The following is a 21311-nucleotide window of genomic DNA, read 5'->3' as shown; positions in this document are numbered from 1 at the left end:
TCTTGGTATTCACTCAACATTGCAGTCGAATTTCATTCCTTCACCAATCGCAATCTTTTCATCTGGATCCGTCGTAAATTTTCCTTTTTTTAGATTACTTATTACTCCGATGAGTTTTCCATCTATTTCCTCTATTTGAAATTCAACTACAAAATCCGGCAGGTTAAACCAGTGACCGACACAACTAGTTTTGCTTTTTACATTAGAACCTACGCAACTTAGATTATTTGCTGTTGCATATCCAACTCGAACTTTCGCATCCTTCAGTTCAAAGTAACCCTCGTTGTCGTCAATAGTAGCCGTAAAATAGTCATAAGGAAAAGATGACTTACACTGCAAAGTGGAAGCTTCTACTTGGTAAGAAAAAACTATACAGATAAATGATATAACTACTGCTTTTGCAGAAAGCATAAAGACCTCCTTTAAGGTTGAAAGAAAGATAATGCTGTTTTATCGTATTGTGTAATCCGATATTAATTATAGTTGTAATAGGTAAACACTTATGGAATTTAGAATTTCTGACATTAAGAATTTTGTAGCCACTTCCTCGTGCAGAACTATTATTGAAGCTTCAAAAAAACTTGAAATCAGCCAGCCGGCATTATCTGAAAGTATCAAACGATTGGAGCTTGATGCGAAAAGCACCTTATTTTATCGGTCAAGGTCTGGGATTCATCTCACTTCAAGTGGAAGAGTGTTCTTAAGTAAGGCAAAAAAGCTTCTTCAATCCTACAACGATTTGACCATTGAGCAGGACCATTCCAAGATTTTTGCTGATAGGGTCGTATCTATAGGATCCCATCCCGTGGTTGCTCAGTACTGCCTACCTAAAGCTTTAGCACATTTGAAAAAAAAGGCACCTGATTACAAAATTGAACTTCACCACGATCTTTCAAGAAACATTCAAATGCAGGTTCAGCGGGGCCATATAGATATAGGTATTGTTATCAATCCCGTACAAGTTCCAGATTTGATCATTCAAAAAATTGGCCACGATGAAGTCCATGTGTGGGGTCCTAAAAATGACTCCAATCCAGACACGGTGATATGCAATATGGATCTTTTCCAAACCCAATCGATTCTAAAAAAATGGAAAAATAAGCCTCCACGAATTCTTTCGACTGATAGTTTAGAGCTAATCTGCAAATTAGTTAATGAGGGCGTGGGATATGGAATCATTCCAGAGAAAGCAGTCACGCTTTCTGCCTTGAAACTGAAACAAATGGCAGAGTTGCCACACTATAGAGATGAAATTGCTTTAGTCTATCGTCCTGAATTTGGTAAAGTTACACCAGAGAGGCTCATTATAGAGTCTTTGAAGAACCCATTCTTATGAACAGATTCTAATATTTTTAAGTCAGATCGCTTATAGCAATCCCCGGGCTTAGTGTCGCGTCGAGCGTTCAATAAAACGACCATTGTGGGCTGCAAAATTGCCGGTGTGAAGGAATGATAAAGGTTGATTGCATAACCTTATTGAAGAAGGCACAGATCTAATCGTCTGTGCCTTATTGACTATTGCATGACTAACAATCAAGTGTATCGGAGTGAGCCCTTTTCTTAGTTCAAGGATTGGCAAGTCGTTTTGCCAATTTTATAGAATTCCAAATTTGATGGCCCGAGTTCTCCTTTTGCAGTATCGAAACTTGGGAGCGATGAAAACGATTGAAGAACAAGAGTGCCTGGATTCAATGAAGGAACACCTGTCGCGTCGAAGCCATGAACGACGAGAAGGCTGTTCGTTGGGCACCAGCCAAATTGGCATTTTTGGAAAGACTGTTGAGCGCCCAGTGGGAACATAACATTCCCAACACGAGTAATCTGCATTACCGGTGTCGGTGTATTGGTGCCATCAGTAGACCAAACTTCATACATATAAAGTTCAATGTTCGTATTTGCGCAGCGTTTTACACCATGTTTTGGAAGGCGACTCGGTAGATCCGAAGTATCCAATAGTGAACCGAAAAGACGACCCACAATTGCGCGGGAGCGAATTGAATTCTGATCCCCGTAGGATCTCAAAACCTTATAAACGGATTCATGCATCAACGCAGCGGCCTTGTCGGTATCTGAAAGTACCGAGAAAATAGCCCGGTCGATGTAGAGCTTGTTAGATTGGTCATCAAATAACATCATACCTTCCAACGTACACCCAGGTTTTTGGTAGGCAGTATTTGCGTCTTTTGGTGGTGCTAATGCAATATTTGGTGGCAAGTTCACTTGATTTGCTAAGACAATTTTATAGGCATTTAAAACTTCAGTTCCAAATGCAGGATTCGCCGCCATCAATTTCCCAATAGCAAGGTTCACTTGTTGATCTACGCTTTCGGAAGTGTAAACGATTCTTTCGCCTCTAATATTGTTGGCTTCCCAGATGTCCAATAGCTCAGCTGAAGAAATATAGTTATAAACGTTACGGCACACCATGGCGCCGCCGCCGCCGCTGACCGCAGTACCAGCAGAACTCACATGTGGCGCATAGAATGCGAAGGCAAAAAATAGCCATTTCATTTTCAATTGCATATCCCCTCCTAGTGGGTGTTGTTTACAGGTAAGTTCTACGGGGTGCAATAACGATAGTCGATATAATATATATTTACTTATTAAGTTAATATTAATAAAATTATTAACTATGTCAAAATATGATTACACGGACTACAAGTTGTTTTTGAAATCAAAGCTCGTACGCGGTTCACAAGTGCAGCTTGCGGAACATATAGGGGTTCAGCCTGCATTTCTTTCTCAAGTGCTGCGTGGAAAGCCTCATCTATCATTGGAGCAGGGGGTTTTGATTTCAGAATTTTATGATTTGAGCGAACTTGAACAAGAGTATTTTATGTTGGCTCTGCAATACGGCCGTTCTGGCTCGACGAAACTATCCAGTTATTTCTTAAAACGAATGCAGAATCACCGGAACCAACATCAAAGCGCGCAAGCCGTGATCGGAAAACACGAAACACTTGATGATGTGACAAAGTCGATTTTCTTTTCCTCATGGAAGTATGCGCTTATCCATGTACTCACATCAATTCCCTCGGGACGGCAACATGAGCTTTTGAAGAAAACCTCTGGCCTTTCTGAGAAAGAAATTGAAAATACTTTAAATTTTTTGATGAAATCGGGATTGGTTGAGAAAAAAAATGATCGATGGTATCCCTCAAAAAAAAGAATTCATCTTGGACCACAAGACTTACTTATCGCGAATCATCATAAAAACTTTCGTGCATTGACGGCAAATGCGCTTGAAAGTATTCGCTCAGATTCGCTCCATTATTCATCGGCAATAGCTCTTTCTGAGGAAGATGCCCAGAAGATAAAATCCCTACTACTGGACGCGATATCTAAGGTCGAACAGGTCATTAGACCCTCGCCCGAGGAAACTGTTCGGATTTTCTCTATGGACTTCTTTGGACTCAAGCACGAGCTTTAAATATTTTTAAGTCAGACCCCTGTGATATGGGAGCGGCACATCCAGAGCTGACTCCTTGGGTGTAGATTCATCTACTCCACATCACAGTTCGCATCGAAAGCGATCCCATCTCAAAGCCCTCGTAAGGGTAGGAGATCTTATCCTTTTCATCCGACGCGCCGAAGGCATAAAGCAAAGGCCAATAGTGTTCAGGCGAGGGAACGGAAAGCTCTGCCGCAGTTCCGAATTTTTCCAGATATTGCGTCAGGGATTTTTCGTCACGTTGATCCAAAGCATTTTTAATTGCTGAATCAAACTCTACCGCCCAATCAAAAGAACCATTGGTATCGCGCCATTTGATCTCGCGCAGATTATGCACGATGTTTCCGCTGGCCAGAATCAACACGCCTTGCTCGCGTAAACTACGCAAGTGGCGGCCGACTTCGATGTGCTTTTCAGGAGGAGCATTCACATCAAGGCTTAGCTGGAACACCGGAATATCCGCGTTCGGAAACATATGCACCAGAACAGACCAGGTGCCGTGATCCAAACCCCATTTTTCGGTGAGCTCTGCACCGGGAACGAGTTTTTGCGTGGCTTGTGCCAAGGTTAACGGTCCACGGGCAGGGTACTGAACATCAAACAGGGCTTTCGGAAATCCGTAAAAGTCATGAATGGTTTGTGGTGTCGCATTGAACAGAATTTTGGTTCCTTCTGTTTCCCAGTGCGCCGACACCACCAGAATCGCCTGAGGTTTTGGCAGGCGATCCCCTAATGCTGCCAATGCCTCCGTAAAAGGAGTTTTGGCTAGGGCATTCATGGGGGAACCATGAGCTGCAAAAATCACAGGCATACGATTCATAACTAATTAACCTTTCTTATCTACTGGTTTATTACCTTGAATTTTAATGTTCAACGTAATTTCGTCACCAACTACGGGACCTGCTTCAACAGCCTGGCTCCAAGTCAGACCGAATTCCTGACGGTTGATTTTTCCGGTCGCGTTGAATGCGATTTTTTGATTTCCATACGCATCTTTAACATCGCCCAGATATTTCACGCTCAAAGTCACCTCTTTGGTTTTACCTTTGATCGTCAGGTCGCCCACCAATTTCAAGTCATCAGCCGTGCCGATCACTTTTTTGGTCACGAACTTCATTGTAGGGTTTTTTGCGGCATCAAAAAAGTCCGGGCTCTTTAAATGTTTGTCACGATCGGCATTCGCCGTATCAATACTGTTCACATCGACATTCAAATTAGCTTTGGACTTTTCCAGTTTTGGATCAATCGTAATCGAGCCATCAAACTTCGTAAAACGGCCATCAACAGACGAAATCACCAAATGGGGAACTTCAAAACCAACTTGGGAATGGGCAGTGTCCAGAGTGTAGGTTCCAGCAGGGATAGTTTTCGCAAACGCCGCAGTGCTGAGTAACGTAATAATTGTAGCAGTCATCATTTTCATAGGTTCTCTCCTTGTAAGTGTAATGAACACTCATAAAGTATCGGGCCGAAACGGGTGTTGCGGTAGGAGACATATTCACGATATACTGTTGCACATATGGAACAATTAGATCTCAATCAAATACGCACATTCGTTAAATTGGTACAGGCGGGGAGCTTCACCAAGGCCGCTGAAATCCTGCATCAGCCAAAATCCCGAGTCAGTCGCAGGTTGGCGGCTTTAGAGAGGGATTTGGGGATCCAATTAGTCTATCGCACGACGAGACAATTCCAATTAACCGACGCGGGCAGAGTATATTATGAGCGTTCTCGAGGTTTGGTCGAGGGTCTGGAAAGTCTGTCGGCCGAGCTTAGCGAAGAAACTGCGGATGTTTCAGGATGGCTGCGAATCACGGCTTCCGATGATTTAGGTGTTTTGCATTTGCCGGATATTGTGGCGGAGTTTTCCAAGCAACATCCCCGAGTGCGTTTTGAAGTATTCTTAAGCCAGGCCTATGTGGATCTGGTAAAAGAATCCATTGATGTCGCAGTTCGTATCGGTGTTCTGAAGGACAGCTCATTGCGAGTTAAGAAAGTTTCAACTTTAAAAAGCGTTCTGGTGGCAAGCCCGGGTTTCCTTGAGCGTTACCGCCAGGCCGAAGATTTGGATAACATCAGCACGCTGCCGTTCCTGGCGTTGGGGTCTCAGGCAAAAATCGAATTGTGGCGGGTGAGCGATGGTAAGAAAATGACCTTTAAGATCGAGCCCGTATTCCTGGCAAACAACCCCAACATGGTTTTGCAAATGGCATTGCAAGGACGTGGAATCGGCTTAGTGCCGGAATTTATCGCGGCTGAACATATTCGCTCAGGCAGATTGTTGCATATTCATCGTGGTTTGCGCGGACAGGAAATTCCGATCAGTCTGGTGTCGCCGGAACAAAAAGAAGTCTCGCTTAAAACGAAAAAGTTCATCGACTTTGCAGCGAAAAGACTGAAAGAAAAGTTCGAACAGTTTTAAAAGATTTTTGCGAAGTATGAAAAGATGTCTTCGTATTGAAACTTCAATGAACCCAGAATGACAGCGCCCCAAAGGACTGCAATCAGACTCATCATGACCACTTGTGGAAAGTGCGCCAGGCTCATCGGGCCTGGTTGCTTATTTAGCATCTCATCAATTTGCCCACGCTCCTGGTTTTCACGGAATCTGCGAGCCAGGCCCTGCGCCAGAACAATTCTTTGAGTCATTTCCATTTTATAGAAGTGAACTCCAACCAGAGTTTGAGAATTAGAAATACTATCCAGACGAGTGACAATCGCATAGCAGGCCATCTGACGTGAACCCGGAGGAGTGAATTGGATTTTAACCACTTCACCCAATAGTGGACACAGGTCATCCGGTGCAGTGAATGCCAAACCAGTTAAAGAAACATTTTTAATGGAAGTGCCTTCTTCCCAGGGAACCTGTTTCGGTCCGGCCACACGCACAAGGCTCTCGTCTTCGGTTTGAAGAATGAATCGGGGAGATCTGCCGTGATAGCGTGCGAGTGAAGTCATACTGTTCTTTTCGGACGAAAAGCGGGGCGTCTTAACCAAACTCGGGAAAAATCTGCGTCTCAATATGAAGCAGCGCCCATCAGCACAGCCTTCGACTTAAAAATGCTTCCAGCCTTTGAAGGTCGTGATTTCCTCTTTTGCATCTCCGTGAATTAGAAATACTCCAGGGCTTTCAGTGAACTGACCAACTTCTGTCCAATTCGGAAAAAGTGTGCGGCTTTCAGGAGACACCGCCATCAGCAGCTCATAATCCTCTCCGCCCCACAAAGCATATTCGTAAGCTTTATTCAAATGCGCCATGCGAATGGTTTCATCATGCAAGGGAAACTGATCGGGGAAAAGTTGAACTCCACTGATGGTTTCAGAGTGTCCATTTCCGTAAGGTTTTTTGGATAAAATCAAAGCGTCATTGACCAGGCCATCACTGCAGTCCATCAGCGCATGAATTTTATCTGCGTGCTTGCGAAGTTCTGGCAGCAAGTCCAATCGTGGCATCGGTCGCAAATGTCTGGCGGTGGCTTCGGGGAAATCCCCTTTGCGATCTTCATTCAACGCGCGCAAACCCGTGGTGGAAAGTCCCAAGGGACCACTGCTTAGCAGAATATCCCCCGGTTGTGTCCCATGACGGGTAAGGGGTTTTTCACAGGAGCCATGTACGCTGACATCAATCACAACACCGCGTGGGGAAACACATAAATCTCCACCAGCGATTTCAACACCGAAACGGTCGGCGAGTGTTGTCATGCCTTGATAGAATTCGTCAAGCCAGGATTCTGTTATTTCTTTTGGAATCGCCAAAGACACTTGAGCAAAATGAGGAGTCGCTCCCATGGCTGCCAAATCACTTAAGTTAACTGCCAAAGATTTATGTCCCAGATCAAATGCGCAGGAGTAATCAAGGCGGAAATGCACGTCCTCAACCATCATATCCTGGGCAATGACGGAATAGCCGGGGAAGTTTTTGAACACAAACGCATCATCACCCAAAGGAACAATCGTGTTCGGATTATGACGCTGGACCTTATTGCGGATTTGCTTCAGAACTTGCCACTCTTTCGGAGTATTTTGCATGTCGTTGTTCCTTACGAAGGCATTGCCAAGAATAAGTCTTTATTGTGAAATATACATCCAGGGAGTCAAGGAGGATTCTTTGAACACACCAAAGGCAGGAACGCCTAAAAGAACGTCTAAGAAAAAAGCTGCCACACGTAAGGTCAAGGTCATTGAGCATCCCTTGTCATCTGAAAGTCTATTCACCAGCCGCGAAATCGGATGGTTGAACTTCAATCGTCGTGTACTGACTGAAGCAGAAGATGCAACCAATCCGCTATTAGAACGCGTGAAGTTTCTAAGTATCTCGGGCTCAAACCTGGATGAATTTTTCATGAAACGCGTGGGGGGCTTAAAGCGCCACGTGGCGTACGGAGTTTCCCCGAAATCTGCGGATGGTAAAACTCCGATGGCGCAGCTGTTGGAAATCCGTCAGGTCGTTTTGCCGATGCTGCAGGATCAGGGCAATTGTCATAAGAAAATTTTGAAGGCCCTTGAAAAAGAGCACATCCATCTTCTTGCCTGGAAAGATCTGAATGAAAAAGAGCAGGAGCACGCCAGAAAGTACTATAGTAAAAACGTATTCCCGGTTCTGACGCCATTATCAGTGGACCCGGGGCATCCGTTTCCGTTTATTTCCAATTTATCAGTGTCGTTGGGTTTGACCCTGAAGCACCCGAACTCTGAAGACAAACTATTTGCCCGAGTGAAAATTCCAAAAGTTTTGCCACAGTGGATTCGCGTGGATGCGGATCCTGGTATTAATCGATTTGTAAGTTTGCTTGAGGTAATCAAAGCCAATTTGGCCGACTTGTTTCCATCGATGCAGGTTTTGGAGTCGATGCCATTTCGTCTGACGCGAAATGCAGATTCTGATCAGGATCAGGAAGATGCCGAAGATCTGTTGGAAGCTATCGAGGAAGAATTGCGGCAGCGTCGATTCGCTGAAGTGGTGCGATTGGAGCACGGCCCGAAGCCAGATCCGTGGATGTTAAAATTCCTGATGGATGAGCTGGAATTAACGGAAGAGGATATCTACGAAATTCCTGGTGAACTGGATTACGGTGATCTGGGTATGATTTCTGATTTGCCTCTGCCAAAACTAAAATTTGAACCGTATATTCCTGTGGTGGCACCAGCGTTCGCAGAAGAAGGTACGGGTATATTCAATGCGATTCGCGCCAACGACCAATTGATACATAATCCGTTTGAAAGCTTTTCCGCATCAGTTGAAACTTTCATCCGCGTTGCCAGCGAAGATCCCAAAGTTTTAGCCATCAAAATGACGCTGTATCGTACAGGGGACAACAGTCCTTTTATTCGTTCTTTGATCCGTGCAGCTGCCCAGGGTAAGCAAGTCGTGTGTCTGGTGGAGCTAAAAGCCCGCTTTGACGAAGAACGAAATATCTATTGGGCCAACGAACTTGAAAACGCCGGCGTGCACGTGGTGTACGGTGTTGTGGGGTTAAAGACCCATGCGAAAACTGCTTTGGTTGTGCGCCAAGAGCAGGAAGGTCTGCGCTGTTATGTTCACATTGGAACTGGTAACTATAATGTTACGACTTCCAGATTTTATACTGACTTGGGATTGTTGACGGCGCGTGAAGAAATCACAAATGACGTTGTTGATTTCTTCCACTATCTGACTGGAATCAGCTTAAAGGGCAGTTACAAACACCTGTTGATTGCCCCTGTGAATATGTTTTCCACTTTCCGTACGTTGATTGATCGTGAAGCCACCCACGCAAAAGCCGGGAAGCCGTCACACATCGTCGCTAAGTTTAATAACTTTGAAGAAAATGACATCGGGGCGGCACTTTACTCAGCCTCACAAAAAGGTGTCGATATCGAAATGATCGTGCGCGGTTTCTGCTGCCTTCGTCCCGGGGTTCCGGGGATGAGTGAAAGAATCAAAGTGACTTCGGTGATTGGAAGATTTCTGGAGCACTCCCGGTTGTTTTATTTCCGAAATGGTCAGGAAGACCCGGTGGATGGGGATTTCTTTTTGGGCTCTGCAGACTGGATGTATCGCAATCTGCATGCGCGCGTGGAAGCGATTGTTCCCGTTTTGGATCGCAGCCTGAAAGAAAAACTGTGGGAGATCCTTCAGTTTTATCTGAAAGAATCGCGCCAGGCATGGTCTATGAACTCGGACGGCAGTTATACCAAAAAATCATTCAAATCTGATGATGTTGGAATCCATCAAACGCTGATGCAATTGGCGAAGACCCGGGTTAAACTGATCGAGGATTCGGAGTAAAATGGAAATTATCATCGTCCGCCACGCCTTAGCTGAAGAACGCGAAGACTTTGCCAAAAAAGGTCTTGAGGACCAGTTTCGTCCTTTGACCTTGAAAGGCAGAAAGCGCATGCAAAAAGTTTGTCTGCGTATGAAAGACTTTGTGAAAGACGTGGATGTGATCGTGACCAGTCCCTTCACCCGCGCTGTGCAAACCGCACAGATTTTGTCGCAAAGTTATCCGGGCGTAAAGACGATCGAGGTGCCGGAAATGGTGCCGCAAAGTCCGCCGCAAGCATTGCTAAAATGGTTTCGCACCCAGGGCAGAAACTATAAACGCATTATGATCGTGGGACATGAGCCGCATCTAAGTACATTTGCCAGTTTCATGTTAACTGGAAAAGCTGAAAGCTTTATAGATCTGCGCAAAAGCGGAATTCTTTCTTTAGAAATCGAATCTTTTGCGCAGGCCGAAGCTGGTGGAGCGGAGCTGATGTACTCCATTCCGCCCAAAATTTTCGATTAGACTTAAACCATCGACCAAATCAATCCATCACGCAGGCCTACAGCGGGGATCACGATCTTCTCCACCTCTGCCTGGCGCATGATTGTTTCCACCAGCATAGAGGCTGGCATAATAACGTCGGCACGGTCAGGGCGCAGTTCTAATTTATCAATGCGTTCCTTCACGGGCATACCTTTTAGGCGCGCAATAATTTCACCAAGCTCACTTAAGGTGACAAATGTATTGGGAGTTTTCTTAAGCAGGCGCACTTTCAGTTGGGCGATGCACTCCAGGTTTCCGCCAGTACCAATTGCAAAATCGACCGCTTCATTTTCGGTGTTAGGATAAATATGGGGACCCAGGTCTTTAAGGAACTCGCCCATAATAATTCCCAGATGACTTTCGTTCATGCGGCGCTTGCTAAGATTTTCCAAAACCCGCACGGTTCCCATCGGGAAGGACTTCGTTGCCAGTAACTTTCCACCTTTGGAAAAGGTCACTTCGACGCTCCCACCGCCAATATCAATCAGCATGGTCTTTTTGCCGTCCAGTTGCACTTCTTTGCGCACAGCCAGATGAATCAGGCGGCCCTCTTCGGTGCCATCGATGATTTCGATATCGATGCCGGAAACTTTGCGAATCATTTCCACGAATTCTTTGCTGTTTTTGGCTTCCCGGCAGGCGCTGGTCGCAACAGCCCGGCATTTTTGAACCTTCATTTTCTGATTGGTTTCAGCAAAGCGGTGAAAGGTAGCCCTAGCCAGCTCCATAGTTTCGGGGCCAATGCTGCCAGTCGTGAATACATCGTGCCCCAGGCGAACCGGGGCGCGCAGCTTTTTATCCACGCGGATAAACGGCGCTGTTTCATTGATATCTGCAACCATCATACGAATGGCGTTAGATCCAATATCGATGGCAGAAACTCGACGTGACACGGCTAAAGATCTCCTTTGGCAATAGTATATAAAAATGCGAGCATCTTAGTCATGAAAAAATCATTTTTGACAGTGTTCTTAAGCGTTTTTGTTTGTGGGCAGGCATTCGCCTCATTAAGTGATATCGATATCAGCGGTGAAGCTGATATGAATGCTTTGGTGCACCTGTTACCAACCGGGGAGGCGGGGGAGTCGGAATTCCGCGTGCCATCTTTGCTGTTAAATTTCAGTGTTCCATTGAAAGATGACAACCTTTTGTATGTTTCCTTTGAAGGGGCGCAAAAACGCAATGACGACGTTGATACTGAAAGCTTCATTGTAAACACCCGTGAAGCCTACTTGAACCTTGTCAGTATTTTTGAGGGCGCACATGGATTGCGCATGGGTGTGATTCCGCAGGCGTGGTTGGAATCTCAATATGAAGACGTGAACTATCGTTTTTTGGGTGAAACCGCGTGGGGCATCACTGAAAAATGGAAATACCAAAGTTATTCTGATCTGGGCATGTCGTTCATGTCGGAACTTCCAGCAGCCTTGGGAGAGTGGAGTTTGACGGTCGTCAACGGCGAAGGTCGCAAGCAGGATTCCGCGGGGCCACACAAAGAAGGGTCATTGTATTTCAGATTTACGAATTGGACCCCGTTTGCGATTTCCTTACAGTACATTCACGGCACCTATGAACAGTTTGGCGAGGACGTGGCCGCGAAGGAGCGCATTCAGGCAGCATTCCTGTACAAGCCCGAAGATTCTATCGTCAGAATGGGCATTGAACTTTTGGATACCCACGATCCGGCAGATGCTATCAACGAGTACGGCATTGCTGACGGTGTTGATGTCACTGATATGTTGGGCGAGTCCGTGCATGGCTTGGGTGGCAGCGCCTTTGTTTTGCTGTCCACGGGGCCGAAGGCCGAAGTGATGATCCGTTATGATTATCTGGATGCTGTTGTGGAAAAAGATGGTCGTGACATGCAAACTGCGATTGTTTCTTTGGCCTATCAGGTGACTGCGGATGTGAAGACAGCATTTGCTGTGGATCGCACTTGGTATGCGGAAAACTATGGCAAAGGCATTCGGGACGCCTCTAAGATTGAATTGGCTGCCCAAGTCTTGTTTTAGTGTGTTAAGATTGTGTTAGTTTTGCTTTAACTACCGTGTTAAGCGGTGTTTTTTACTCTGAAAACCCTTATACAACCTTTTAAACGGGGAATACGTATGGAACGTGCCATCGACACTCAGCTTGAAGATCTAAAGAAGATGATTCTGGTAATGGGTGGTCATGTTGAAAAAGCCCTATCTCAAGTAACCTCTGCGCTTCTTTCGCGGGATATTGCCGCATTCCAGGAAGTTCACGAGATTGAAAAAACCATCAATGAAGATCATATCCGCGTGGATAACGTGTGTATGCATATCCTGGCCAAACAAGGCCCGGTGGCAAAAGATCTGCGTTTGATTATTTCTGTTTTGAAAATCAATAACGACCTGGAGCGCATGGGCGACCAGACTGTGAATATCTCTCACTCTGGTAAAGACTATTTGGGTCGTAAACCAATTGCTGCCCAAACGGCAGACATTCAAAAAATGTCAGAGATCGCAGGCCGCATGGTTAAAGGGTCTTTGGATTGTTTTGTTCGCGGCGATGTCGACGAGGCAAGAAACATTCTTTTGATGGATGACGAAATTGATAGTTTGAAAAACAAGGTCTTTAAGGACGCGATTAAACATATGAAGTCCAATCCGGACGATGTTGAGGCGAGCATGGATTTCATTCTGATCGCGCGAAACTTGGAACGCCTGGGTGACCACGCAACCAATATCGCCGAGGACGTGATCTTTGCCTATACCGGGAAAGACATTCGACATGGGGGCAAGTTTGGCTGACAATTCAGTTCAGGTGATGGTGGTAGAGGATGAACAGGAGATTCGTGAACTGATGGCGTTGCATCTGCTTCGTCAAGGTTACCGGGTCACTGAATGTGGTTCTGCCGAAGAAGCCCTCGCTGAAATGAATGCCAAAAACTACCAGGTCTTTATTCTGGACTGGATGCTGCCAGGACTTCACGGTGTTGATATCCTGGAGCGTATCAAAGCTAAAAACCAAAACTCCTCTGTTCTGATGGTCACTGCGAAAACAGAACCTCAGGACATCGTACTGGGACTTGAGCGTGGTGCAGATGACTATCTGACTAAGCCGTTCAATCCTTCTGTCTTAATGGCAAGGGTGAAAGCCCTTCTTCGTCGTGCAAATCCTAAGGCCGAGGAAGTTATTAAAGACGACAGTGAAGTGAACATTCACGGTCTGAAAATGAATTTTAAAACCTACGAGATTTCCTATAACGGCGAGACTCTGCACTTAACTCCTTCAGAATTTAAGCTTCTGGGAACCCTGGTGCAAAATCACGGTGTGGTGCTGACTCGTGAAAAGCTGATTGAAAATATTCAGGGCGAGGGCATCAGTGTTGTCGGTCGCACAATTGACACCCACGTCTTTGGCTTACGTAAAAAGCTGGGTGGCTGGGGTGATCGAATTGAAACTATCCGTGGCGTTGGCTACCGGGTGAAGATGGATCAAGCATGATCAGTTTCATCCGCTTTCCTTGGCGCCTGTTTTGGAAACTGCTGATTTTCCAGGTTGTGGTATTCAATCTGCTGGCATTTGTGGTTGCGGCTTCTTTGGATACGCAACATCGCATGCCGGATTTTGTGTACACTGATTTCCTGCTGAACTTTTTCGTGTTCAGTATTTTGATCTCCACAATTATTGCTTATCGTTTTGTTCGTCCAATTCATAAAGTAATTTTGAAAGCCCTGCGTATTTCCAACAAGCGTGCTTACGGCGAGCTGGTATCGTCAGACACCGAAGATCTTTTGGATGACGACGGTGATGACCTGTCCGAGCTTGAAGTGGCTTTGGATAAAATCCATAAAAAAATGAAACGCCGTAAGGCTAACTTCCTGCAAGCGCAGGAGGAATCCCAGGCTTTCATGAGCTCTGTGTCCGAGGGCTTGGTCAGCATCAGCCTTGACGAAAAGATTTTGTATTTCAATTCCCAGTTCGCGGCGCAGTTTCTAAAAGGCCCGCAATTGACGATGGAAAACCTAAGACTGAAAGATGCGATTCGTTCCTCTGACGTTTTGGAGGGGTTTGAAAAGACTATCAAGACGGGGAAAGTAAATCGATTCACCGTAAAGCTGCCAACTCTGCTTGATAATCAACCGCGTTTTTTCTCGGTTTCCGTGAATCCGATTCGCAACGAAAAGACCCGTGAGGTTTATGGGATCGTGGGAATCTTCCATGATATCTCGGAACTAAAACGTGCCGAGCAAATCCGTATCGAGTTCGTGGGAAATGCCTCCCACGAGTTGCGCACGCCACTGACTTCGATCAAGGGCTACGTTGATACTTTAAAAGAGGACATCAACAACGGACAGATCGAGCAGGCGGGTAAGTTTATCAATATCGTGTCCCGCAATATTGATCGCTTGATGGACTTGGTAAATGATCTCTTGTCATTAACGTCAATGGAAGCGACTAATTCCGAACTAAGACTTGAGCAAATTCATCCATTGCAAATTTCAGAACACGTCGTTTCTGAAATGGCCGTGTTAGCGGCAGAGAAAAACATCGCCATCCGTGTGGTGGGCGAGGTTCCACCGTTTAAGGCTGATGCGCGCAAGGTTGAACAAGTACTGCGTAATCTGGTTTCCAATGCCGTAAAATTCATTCCCAACGGCAAGACAGTACAAATTCGCTGGGAACGAGACATCAAAGAATACATTATCCTGCGCGTGATCGACGACGGCCCGGGTATTCCGGCTGAACACTTGGATCGCCTGTTCGAACGTTTTTACCGTATCGACAAGGGCCGCACCCGCGACGCCGGCGGCACTGGCTTGGGCCTTGCCATCGTAAAACACATCATGCAAAGCCACGGCGGCACCGTCGCAGTAAAATCCCAATTAGACCAAGGCACCGAATTCATTTGCGCCTTCCCCATTAAATAGGAAAACGAATTGCTAGCGACCGAGGAGAACTGACTTGGTCTCGTCGGCTTTGGGTTGGCTGATTCCGCGACCCGCCATCCGGGCTCACCGTGGCCCGCCTGCGGCGGGTTCGCGCATCCATGCGCCCACGGAGGTCGCTGCACATCCATCCCAATTCCGCCAAGCCCAAATCAGTTCTCCTCGGGGCAAAAGTTGTCATTTTCATTTCCGCTGCGGAAGTGAAGATCGTGTCCAAAAAGAAAAACCCGAGTTCATCACTCGGGTTTTTTTTAAGAGTGCGTGTGGTGGGGAACACACACTCTTTGACTTAAGATGTTCGGATATTAGTAGCGTTCGATGGCGAAAACGCCGCGGCAGCCACGGTCAACCCAAACGTAGTTTTGCGCAAAACCATAGGATCTACCTGGGATACAAGCAGAGTCTGAACGCTGTCTTGCCAAGTAGAAGTTACGAATGCCGTAAGGATTGATGTAGCAAGTGTTGTAGCGGTTGCCTTGAGACTCGCAAGTTACGTATTCGATTCTTGGTTGTGGTGGAGGTGGGTAACCTGGGCCACCGTGTCCTGGAGGACGTGGATGAGGGCGTGGACCTGGGCCGGGACGACCGGGACCAGGGCGACCTGGGCGAGGACCCCAATGACCATCATCACGACCGCCGCGACCTGGGCCTCCCCAGCCCGGGCCATTACCGCGACCGCTGCCACGGCCACCGCGGCCGAAAGCAGTGATGTCTTCGTTTGACATCATATCGCTGGAAAATTCTGACATATCAGCTTCTTCGCTGTAAGCAGTGGCTTCGTTTTCATACAATTCATATTCGTTCGCGTGAGCAACCTGTGCAAAAGCGCATACAGTAACTAAGGACATCAATAGTGTTTTCATTATTCTTCCTTTATAAAGTGGTGTCGTTCTGACTTCTAATAAGTTCCAGTAACTAATAATGCGAGGATCGTGCCTGAAAGTTTTGGAGCCATTAAGTCCCTTTTTCCGCGTGACGCAGAGTGAAAATTGTCATATCTAATACAGCATGCAACCAACCCATCCCTTTTACTTACATTTTAATAAGGTTTACGGCGATCGCTGGCCGGCACTTTTTGCTGCGCTACAAAATTCTGAAACACAGGTCGCGCGCGTAAATAATTTGGGAGTGCAAGATTCCACGGCTAAGCCTTGGCAAAGTTTTGAAACCAAAGAACAGCTTCCAGGTTGTTTTTGGATTCCAGCAGGTCAGGGGAGTCATCCCGAGCGTCGCAGCGATGAGATGCTTGATACCTACGTGATGGATCCAGCAAGCGTCATGGTGGCTCGAGCTTTGGACGCGCAACCTGGTGATAAGTTGTTGGACATGTGCGCAGCCCCGGGTGGTAAAAGTTTGATTTTGATCGAAGCCATCGCTGAAGAGGGCGAGATCTTTTGTAACGATCTTTCACCTGAACGCCGTGAGCGCTTGAAAAAAGTAATTCAGCAATACGTTCCTCGCAACGTGCGTGATCGCGTGTGGGTCACTGGTAAAGACGGCGTGCAATTCGGTTTGAAAGAAGCGAACAGCTTTGATCGTATCCTGTTGGATGCACCTTGCTCCGGCGAGCGCCATATTTTAGAAAATCCTAAAGCCCAGGACGAATGGAGTCCGCGCCGTACCGAGCATCTGGCGACACGTCAGTATTCATTGCTCGCGGCTGCATTGTTGGCTGTGAAACCAGGCGGTCGCATTGTTTATTCAACGTGCTCGATCAGTCCTGCTGAAAATGATGACGTCATTCGCAAACTTCTGAAAAAGAAAAAAGACGCCGTCAAATTATTGCCAGCAGATCCCGGTGTTGGTGGCGAAGCGACTGAATTCGGTGTCGCCTATATGCCAGATCGTTCCGGATTTGGTCCTCTGTATTTCGCAGTTATCGAGAAGTCGGAATAATTTTAAATTTCCTTTTTGTCTGAACGTTGTTGTGCCATCATTTCTTATCGAAGAGGTAAGTTATGCAGGTGGCATTTGAGTGTGATTGCGGAAAAGTTAAAGGTTCGGTCGAATCAAAAGGTCTAAAAGGTTACCGCGCGGTTTGCCTTTGCGATGACTGTCAGGCTTACGCTCACTATTTGAAACGCGCTGATACTTTGGATGCAAACGGCGGCACAGACATTATTCCCATGATGCCAGCCAAAATGAAAATCACCGAAGGCATGGAACAAATGAAATCCATCCGTCTGTACCGAGCAGGAATGTTTCGCTGCTACGCTGAGTGCTGCAAAACTCCCATCGGCAATGCCATGGCTTCGGTCAAAATGCCTTACATCGGAATGCCTGCGCGGGTTTTTGAAAAGAAAAACTCTGCGAAGGGAGTGGATGATATCTTCGGCCCTGTGACTGAAAGAATGCAGGCAAGATTTGCCAAAGGGGAGTTGCCTCCGCTCGCGCAGGGAAAAGTTTCATTCAAGTTTATGATCAAAGTTGTGAAATTCATGCTGACTGCAAAATTCTCGGGGGCCGGATCTCCTTCACCGTTCTTCACGTCTGAAGGAAATCCAACCTTAGAGCCCTACGTATTAACTAAAGAAGAGCGCGAATCACTGCGCCCTTTGTGTGGGTCTTTGCGAACGGATATCTAGAAAATCGCGAGTGTCATGAGGGCAAATTTGGCAGTTTGTACACCCGTAGCGGGTGTGGAAATTGTGTGATTGAAATAGGAAATCATAAGGATTTGTCGCACTGAGTTTCCGCAGCGGAAATGGAAGTGACAAATTTCTACCCGAAATTAAAAAAAGCCTGCTTTTTTAGGGCAGGCTTTTTTGGTTAAAGCTTTAAAATTTAGTTGTCGTTCTTTTGACGGTATTTGTGGCGGCGGTAGTCTTCCAACGTCAAAAAGCCGTAAGTTTTTTTGCGGTAGATTTCGATCGTCTCTGCTTCGACGTCTTCCATCACTTCTTCCATAAAATCGATAGGGATGTTGCCTAAACCCATCAGTTGCAGTGTGTAGATCTGCACCACGCGGTTGATGAAGTCCGGGGTTTTTTCCCTCATGTTTTTGGTCTCTTGAAGTTGGGTCTCAACGATTTTCAGCAAAGCATCATTTTTCATATTCAATTTATCGGAATGCGAAAATGGAACCTAAGTACTTGTTGGAAATTTGGCCCAAAGAATGACACAATCTTCAGGATGAAAGCCATGACCCAGCAGGAATTAAACGAATTTGTGAATCACTTTGAGCAGGTGCTCATGGGTGCACAGTTGCAGGACGTGCTTGCTAACGACCGTGGTCTGGCTTTGTCATTTCATAATAGAACGCAGTTTTATATGGTTCTGGACCTTGTACCTAATACTCCAATGATGCTGGTTTTTGAAAATCAGTGTCCTTTTAAAAAGGGCCCCAAGACAAAACCCGTGGGTTTATTCTTAAATTCGAACGCCAAGAATCTGTACCTCACAGGTTTCAAAGTTCTGACCGAGTTCGGTCGTGTGGCGGTGCTGACTTTATCCAATAAAACCATCACCTGCGAGCTTGAAATTCGTTTGATTCCCAAGCAATGCAACTTATTGGTGCGCGCTCAGGGAAAAACCATCGCTTGGGAAAAACCGCTGGAATTAAAACCAGCTCCTGCGGTGGAAAATCCCCCGGAACCCAGAACCTTGGTGGAAATTCATCGGGAATGGCTGGGGGAGCAAAAGCAGGATAAAAAACCTGCACTTGATCCGGTAGCACAGTGGGAAAAACAAAAGCAAAAGGATCTTGATAAAAAGCGCAAGGCCCTGGATGAAATTCAAAAGCAAATCGAAAATGAAAAGCATCTGGAATGGCAGGAGGCAGGAAACTTTCTGGTCAGCCATCGCACTATGGAAGTTCCCCAGCATTTGTCGTCATTTGTGAATCCACGTGAATCCCTAAGCTGGAATATTGAAAACACTTTTTCCAAAGCCAAGCAGTTGGTGGCCAAAAAAGACGGCGCACGGGAGCGTTTGGAAGAGCTTCACAAAGAAATAGCGACGTTAGAGAAATCCCAATACCGCGAAAAGCAGTCTGGCAAATCAGGCCTGGTGGATTTAATGCACAAAGCGGAAGCGCGTGGGCGTAAGTTCACTTTGGAATCGGGCGCCTTGGCATATTGTGGAAAGTCAGCTGCCGACAACCTGGCACTGCTCAGGCAGGCAAAAGCGTGGGATTATTGGCTGCATTTAAAAGATTATCCAGGCGCTCACGCAATCATTCATCGTCAGCGCGATCAGGAAATCTCTCAGGCGGACATTCAGGAAGTCGCTTCATGGGTCGCGCGCGAGTCATTGTCATCGAAATCACTGATGGTGGGACAAAAAGTTGCAGTGGTGATGGTGGAGTGTCGGTTTGTTCGGCCTATTAAGGGCGATAAATTGGGTCGTGTGACATATCACTCGGAAAAGACTTTTCATTTTACTTTGCGTCAATCCTGACGAGTCTTGACTGACATTCTGTGCAGTCTAAAATTTTCCTATGATTACTGTAAAAGATCTCACCAAAGATTACGGTCCGCGCAGAGCTATCGATCATTTAAACTTCACGGTGAACAAAGGCGACGTCGTCGGTTTCCTGGGGCCGAATGGTGCCGGTAAATCCACAACCATGAAAATCATCACGGGCTTCATGGCTCCAAGCCATGGCTCTGCTTCGGTCGCGGGCTTTGATGTTTTTGAAAATCCATTGGAAGTAAAAAAACGTATCGGTTATCTGCCGGAAACTCCACCTGTGTATGGTGACATGTATGTGGGAGATTACCTGCGCTATGTGGCAGCTTTAAAACAGGTGCCAAAAGATAAGATCGAAAAATCTGTCGATATGGCGATTGAAAAAACCAATCTTGGCGAAGTTCAAAAACGTTTGATTCATCATCTGTCCAAAGGTTTCAGACAGCGTGTGGGAATTGCCCAGGCGATCGTGTCTGATCCTGAAGTATTGATTCTGGATGAGCCAACTGTGGGACTGGATCCCAAACAGGTGGCCGAGATCCGTGATTTGATCAAGGCCCTGCGTGGGCAACACACAATTATTCTTTCCACACACATTTTGCCGGAAGTCCAAGCCACTTGCGAAAAGATCATTATCATCAACAAAGGTAAGATCGTTATCGAGGACAGCATTCATCACCTGGCAACGATGGAGCAGGGGCAAAGCCGCCTCAATATCCGCGTAGCCAAAGATGTTTCTGATATGAAATCGGTTTTGGGTGATATTCGGGAAGTGCTGTCGGTCCAAGAAGGCGCAACCAGCAAAGAATGGCGTATTGATGTGCGCGGCGGGGATGACATCGTTGCCGCAGTCTCAGCACGATTGGTTAATCAAGGATTGGGACTTTTGGAATTCAGTCCAAGCAAGATGGACCTGGAAGATGTCTTCTTAAGACTTACTTACGGTCAAGATGGGGGCGGAAAATGAACGGGTCAGTAGTAATTCTAAAGAAAGAACTTAAAGGTTTCTTCTTTAATCCCACATATTGGATCATTTGCTTTTTGGTCAGCGTAGTATTCAGCTGGATTTATCCTTTGCAGCTTTGGGGCTTTGCCCAGTTGTTGCTAAATTACGTGGCTCAACAGGGAATTCCTGCGAATCAATTAAACATTCACTACGGCGTATTCCTGCGTCAGCTATCCTACTTAAATCTGATTTTGATTTTCGTGGTGCCAGCTTTAACAATGAAGCTTTTTGCCGAAGAAAAAAAGCTGCGCACATTTGATTTGCTGCTGACCTCGCCGGTCACGTCGTTGCAGATCGTGGTTGGTAAGTACCTGGCGGCATTGGGAGCCGTGGGCGGAATTGTCCTTCTGGCATTGGCTTATCCGGTGGCCACTTCGACGCTGGCAAAACTGAACTGGGGACCGCTGCTTGTGGCATTCTTAGGAATTTTCATTGTGGGTTCCGTGTACACAGCGATGAATCTGTTTTGTTCCGCACTTACTGAAAACAGTCTGGTGGCTTACGTGATGTCGGTGATCTTGAATGTGTCGATCTGGTTTGTGGGTATTGGTGCAGAAGTGGTTGACGGCGAATTGGCCCGTAAAATCTTTGAGCACGTTTCACTTAGTACCCATCTGTCCAGTCTGGTGGAAGGTACGATTCGTACAAACGGTTTGGTCTTTTTTGGCAGTCTCATCGTGCTGTTCTGCTTTTTGTCAGAGCGCGTGGTTGAGTCATCCCGTTGGAGATAATTG

23 protein-coding genes are annotated in these 21311 nt (G+C 46.3%); 14 read left to right on the top strand and 9 right to left on the bottom strand.

What is annotated here, in order from left to right; genetic code table 11:
• Positions 1-9: 9 nt before the first annotated feature.
• Positions 10-411, bottom strand: coding sequence for a hypothetical protein (locus ACLWNV_RS13675; protein ID WP_413585006.1), 402 nt, complete (start codon positions 409-411; stop codon positions 10-12).
• 91 nt (positions 412-502) lie between these two features.
• On the opposite strand from ACLWNV_RS13675, the gene ACLWNV_RS13670 reads away from it, so the two are divergent.
• On the top strand, positions 503-1336 hold the full coding sequence (locus tag ACLWNV_RS13670; RefSeq protein ID WP_413585005.1) for a LysR family transcriptional regulator: 834 nt from the start codon (positions 503-505) through the stop codon (positions 1334-1336).
• A 224-nt stretch (positions 1337-1560) separates the two neighbouring features.
• Here the strand turns inward: ACLWNV_RS13670 and ACLWNV_RS13665 are convergent, their stop codons facing one another.
• Positions 1561-2523 (bottom strand): hypothetical protein, encoded by a 963-nt coding sequence (locus ACLWNV_RS13665; protein WP_413585004.1) that lies wholly within the window; start codon positions 2521-2523, stop codon positions 1561-1563.
• Between the two features lie 109 nt (positions 2524-2632).
• On the opposite strand from ACLWNV_RS13665, the gene ACLWNV_RS13660 reads away from it, so the two are divergent.
• Complete coding sequence (locus ACLWNV_RS13660) at positions 2633-3430, top strand: TIGR02147 family protein (RefSeq protein WP_413585003.1); 798 nt, start codon at positions 2633-2635, stop codon at positions 3428-3430.
• 67 nt (positions 3431-3497) lie between these two features.
• Here ACLWNV_RS13660 and ygiD read toward each other — a convergent pair whose 3' ends face one another.
• Positions 3498-4271, bottom strand: coding sequence for a 4,5-DOPA dioxygenase extradiol (gene ygiD, locus ACLWNV_RS13655; protein WP_413585002.1), 774 nt, complete (start codon positions 4269-4271; stop codon positions 3498-3500).
• 6 nt (positions 4272-4277) lie between these two features.
• Complete coding sequence (locus tag ACLWNV_RS13650; RefSeq protein WP_413585001.1) at positions 4278-4874, bottom strand: YceI family protein; 597 nt, start codon at positions 4872-4874, stop codon at positions 4278-4280.
• Positions 4875-4970: 96 nt separating this feature from the next.
• On the opposite strand from ACLWNV_RS13650, the gene ACLWNV_RS13645 reads away from it, so the two are divergent.
• Positions 4971-5873, top strand: a complete 903-nt coding sequence (locus ACLWNV_RS13645) for a LysR family transcriptional regulator (protein WP_413585000.1) — start codon at positions 4971-4973, stop codon at positions 5871-5873.
• Here the strand turns inward: ACLWNV_RS13645 and ACLWNV_RS13640 are convergent.
• Both ACLWNV_RS13640 and thiL read right to left on the bottom strand, forming a co-directional pair.
• Positions 5870-6409 (bottom strand): PilZ domain-containing protein, encoded by a 540-nt coding sequence (locus ACLWNV_RS13640; protein ID WP_413584999.1) that lies wholly within the window; start codon positions 6407-6409, stop codon positions 5870-5872. The genes ACLWNV_RS13645 and ACLWNV_RS13640 overlap by 4 nt on opposite strands.
• A 96-nt stretch (positions 6410-6505) precedes the next feature.
• Positions 6506-7480 carry a thiamine-phosphate kinase gene (gene thiL, locus ACLWNV_RS13635; protein WP_413584998.1) on the bottom strand — a complete coding sequence of 325 codons (975 nt, stop codon included), beginning with the start codon at positions 7478-7480 and terminating at the stop codon, positions 6506-6508.
• Positions 7481-7559: 79 nt separating this feature from the next.
• On the opposite strand from thiL, the gene ppk1 reads away from it, so the two are divergent.
• Complete coding sequence (gene ppk1, locus ACLWNV_RS13630; protein ID WP_413584997.1) at positions 7560-9719, top strand: polyphosphate kinase 1; 2160 nt, start codon at positions 7560-7562, stop codon at positions 9717-9719.
• A 1-nt stretch (position 9720) separates the two neighbouring features.
• The gene (locus ACLWNV_RS13625) at positions 9721-10224 is read left to right on the top strand and encodes a SixA phosphatase family protein (protein ID WP_413584996.1); all 504 of its coding nucleotides are present in this window, start codon (positions 9721-9723) and stop codon (positions 10222-10224) included.
• 2 nt (positions 10225-10226) lie between these two features.
• On the opposite strand, the gene ACLWNV_RS13620 is transcribed toward ACLWNV_RS13625, so the two are convergent.
• A complete protein-coding gene (locus tag ACLWNV_RS13620; RefSeq protein ID WP_413584995.1) occupies positions 10227-11138 on the bottom strand; it encodes a hypothetical protein in 912 nt (303 codons plus the stop codon).
• Positions 11139-11189: 51 nt separating this feature from the next.
• Between ACLWNV_RS13620 and ACLWNV_RS13615 the strand changes: the two genes are divergently transcribed.
• The 4 genes from ACLWNV_RS13615 to ACLWNV_RS13600 all read left to right on the top strand — a co-directional run bounded on the left by ACLWNV_RS13615 (position 11190) and on the right by ACLWNV_RS13600 (position 15143).
• Positions 11190-12257 carry a hypothetical protein gene (locus ACLWNV_RS13615; RefSeq protein ID WP_413584994.1) on the top strand — a complete coding sequence of 356 codons (1068 nt, stop codon included), beginning with the start codon at positions 11190-11192 and terminating at the stop codon, positions 12255-12257.
• 96 nt (positions 12258-12353) lie between these two features.
• A complete protein-coding gene (gene phoU, locus ACLWNV_RS13610; protein WP_413584993.1) occupies positions 12354-13019 on the top strand; it encodes a phosphate signaling complex protein PhoU in 666 nt (221 codons plus the stop codon).
• Entirely contained in the window at positions 13012-13716 is a 705-nt protein-coding gene (locus tag ACLWNV_RS13605; RefSeq protein ID WP_413584992.1) for a response regulator transcription factor, read from the top strand. The genes phoU and ACLWNV_RS13605 overlap by 8 nt, the downstream gene beginning before the upstream one ends.
• Positions 13713-15143 carry a sensor histidine kinase gene (locus ACLWNV_RS13600; RefSeq protein ID WP_413584991.1) on the top strand — a complete coding sequence of 477 codons (1431 nt, stop codon included), beginning with the start codon at positions 13713-13715 and terminating at the stop codon, positions 15141-15143. Before ACLWNV_RS13605 ends, ACLWNV_RS13600 begins: the two co-directional genes overlap by 4 nt.
• A 323-nt stretch (positions 15144-15466) precedes the next feature.
• Here ACLWNV_RS13600 and ACLWNV_RS13595 read toward each other — a convergent pair whose 3' ends face one another.
• A complete protein-coding gene (locus tag ACLWNV_RS13595; protein ID WP_413584990.1) occupies positions 15467-16024 on the bottom strand; it encodes a DUF3011 domain-containing protein in 558 nt (185 codons plus the stop codon).
• 145 nt (positions 16025-16169) lie between these two features.
• Here ACLWNV_RS13595 and ACLWNV_RS13590 point away from each other — a divergent pair, with 145 nt between their 5' ends.
• Together ACLWNV_RS13590 and ACLWNV_RS13585 are read left to right on the top strand one after the other, a co-directional pair.
• Complete coding sequence (locus ACLWNV_RS13590) at positions 16170-17057, top strand: RsmB/NOP family class I SAM-dependent RNA methyltransferase (protein WP_413584989.1); 888 nt, start codon at positions 16170-16172, stop codon at positions 17055-17057.
• Between the two features lie 62 nt (positions 17058-17119).
• Positions 17120-17746 (top strand): DUF6151 family protein, encoded by a 627-nt coding sequence (locus ACLWNV_RS13585; RefSeq protein WP_413584988.1) that lies wholly within the window; start codon positions 17120-17122, stop codon positions 17744-17746.
• A gap of 199 nt (positions 17747-17945) precedes the next feature.
• Here the strand turns inward: ACLWNV_RS13585 and ACLWNV_RS13580 are convergent, their stop codons facing one another.
• The gene (locus ACLWNV_RS13580; protein WP_413584987.1) at positions 17946-18215 is read right to left on the bottom strand and encodes a DNA-dependent DNA polymerase; all 270 of its coding nucleotides are present in this window, start codon (positions 18213-18215) and stop codon (positions 17946-17948) included.
• Positions 18216-18293: 78 nt separating this feature from the next.
• On the opposite strand from ACLWNV_RS13580, the gene ACLWNV_RS13575 reads away from it, so the two are divergent.
• From ACLWNV_RS13575 to ACLWNV_RS13565, 3 genes are read left to right on the top strand one after another with little or no spacing between them, the layout of a single operon-like run.
• Positions 18294-19559: a DUF814 domain-containing protein gene (locus ACLWNV_RS13575; RefSeq protein WP_413584986.1), complete on the top strand. Its 1266-nt coding sequence runs from the start codon at positions 18294-18296 to the stop codon at positions 19557-19559.
• Between the two features lie 40 nt (positions 19560-19599).
• Positions 19600-20538 (top strand): ABC transporter ATP-binding protein, encoded by a 939-nt coding sequence (locus ACLWNV_RS13570; RefSeq protein ID WP_413584985.1) that lies wholly within the window; start codon positions 19600-19602, stop codon positions 20536-20538.
• Positions 20535-21308, top strand: coding sequence for an ABC transporter permease (locus tag ACLWNV_RS13565; protein ID WP_413584984.1), 774 nt, complete (start codon positions 20535-20537; stop codon positions 21306-21308). Before ACLWNV_RS13570 ends, ACLWNV_RS13565 begins: the two co-directional genes overlap by 4 nt.
• Positions 21309-21311: the final 3 nt, after the last annotated feature.

Source organism: Bdellovibrio sp. HCB274, assembly GCF_047306075.1.
In the GTDB taxonomy this organism is placed as follows: Bacteria; Bdellovibrionota; Bdellovibrionia; order Bdellovibrionales; family Bdellovibrionaceae; genus Bdellovibrio.
This window is presented reverse-complemented; position numbering and strand designations above follow the sequence as displayed.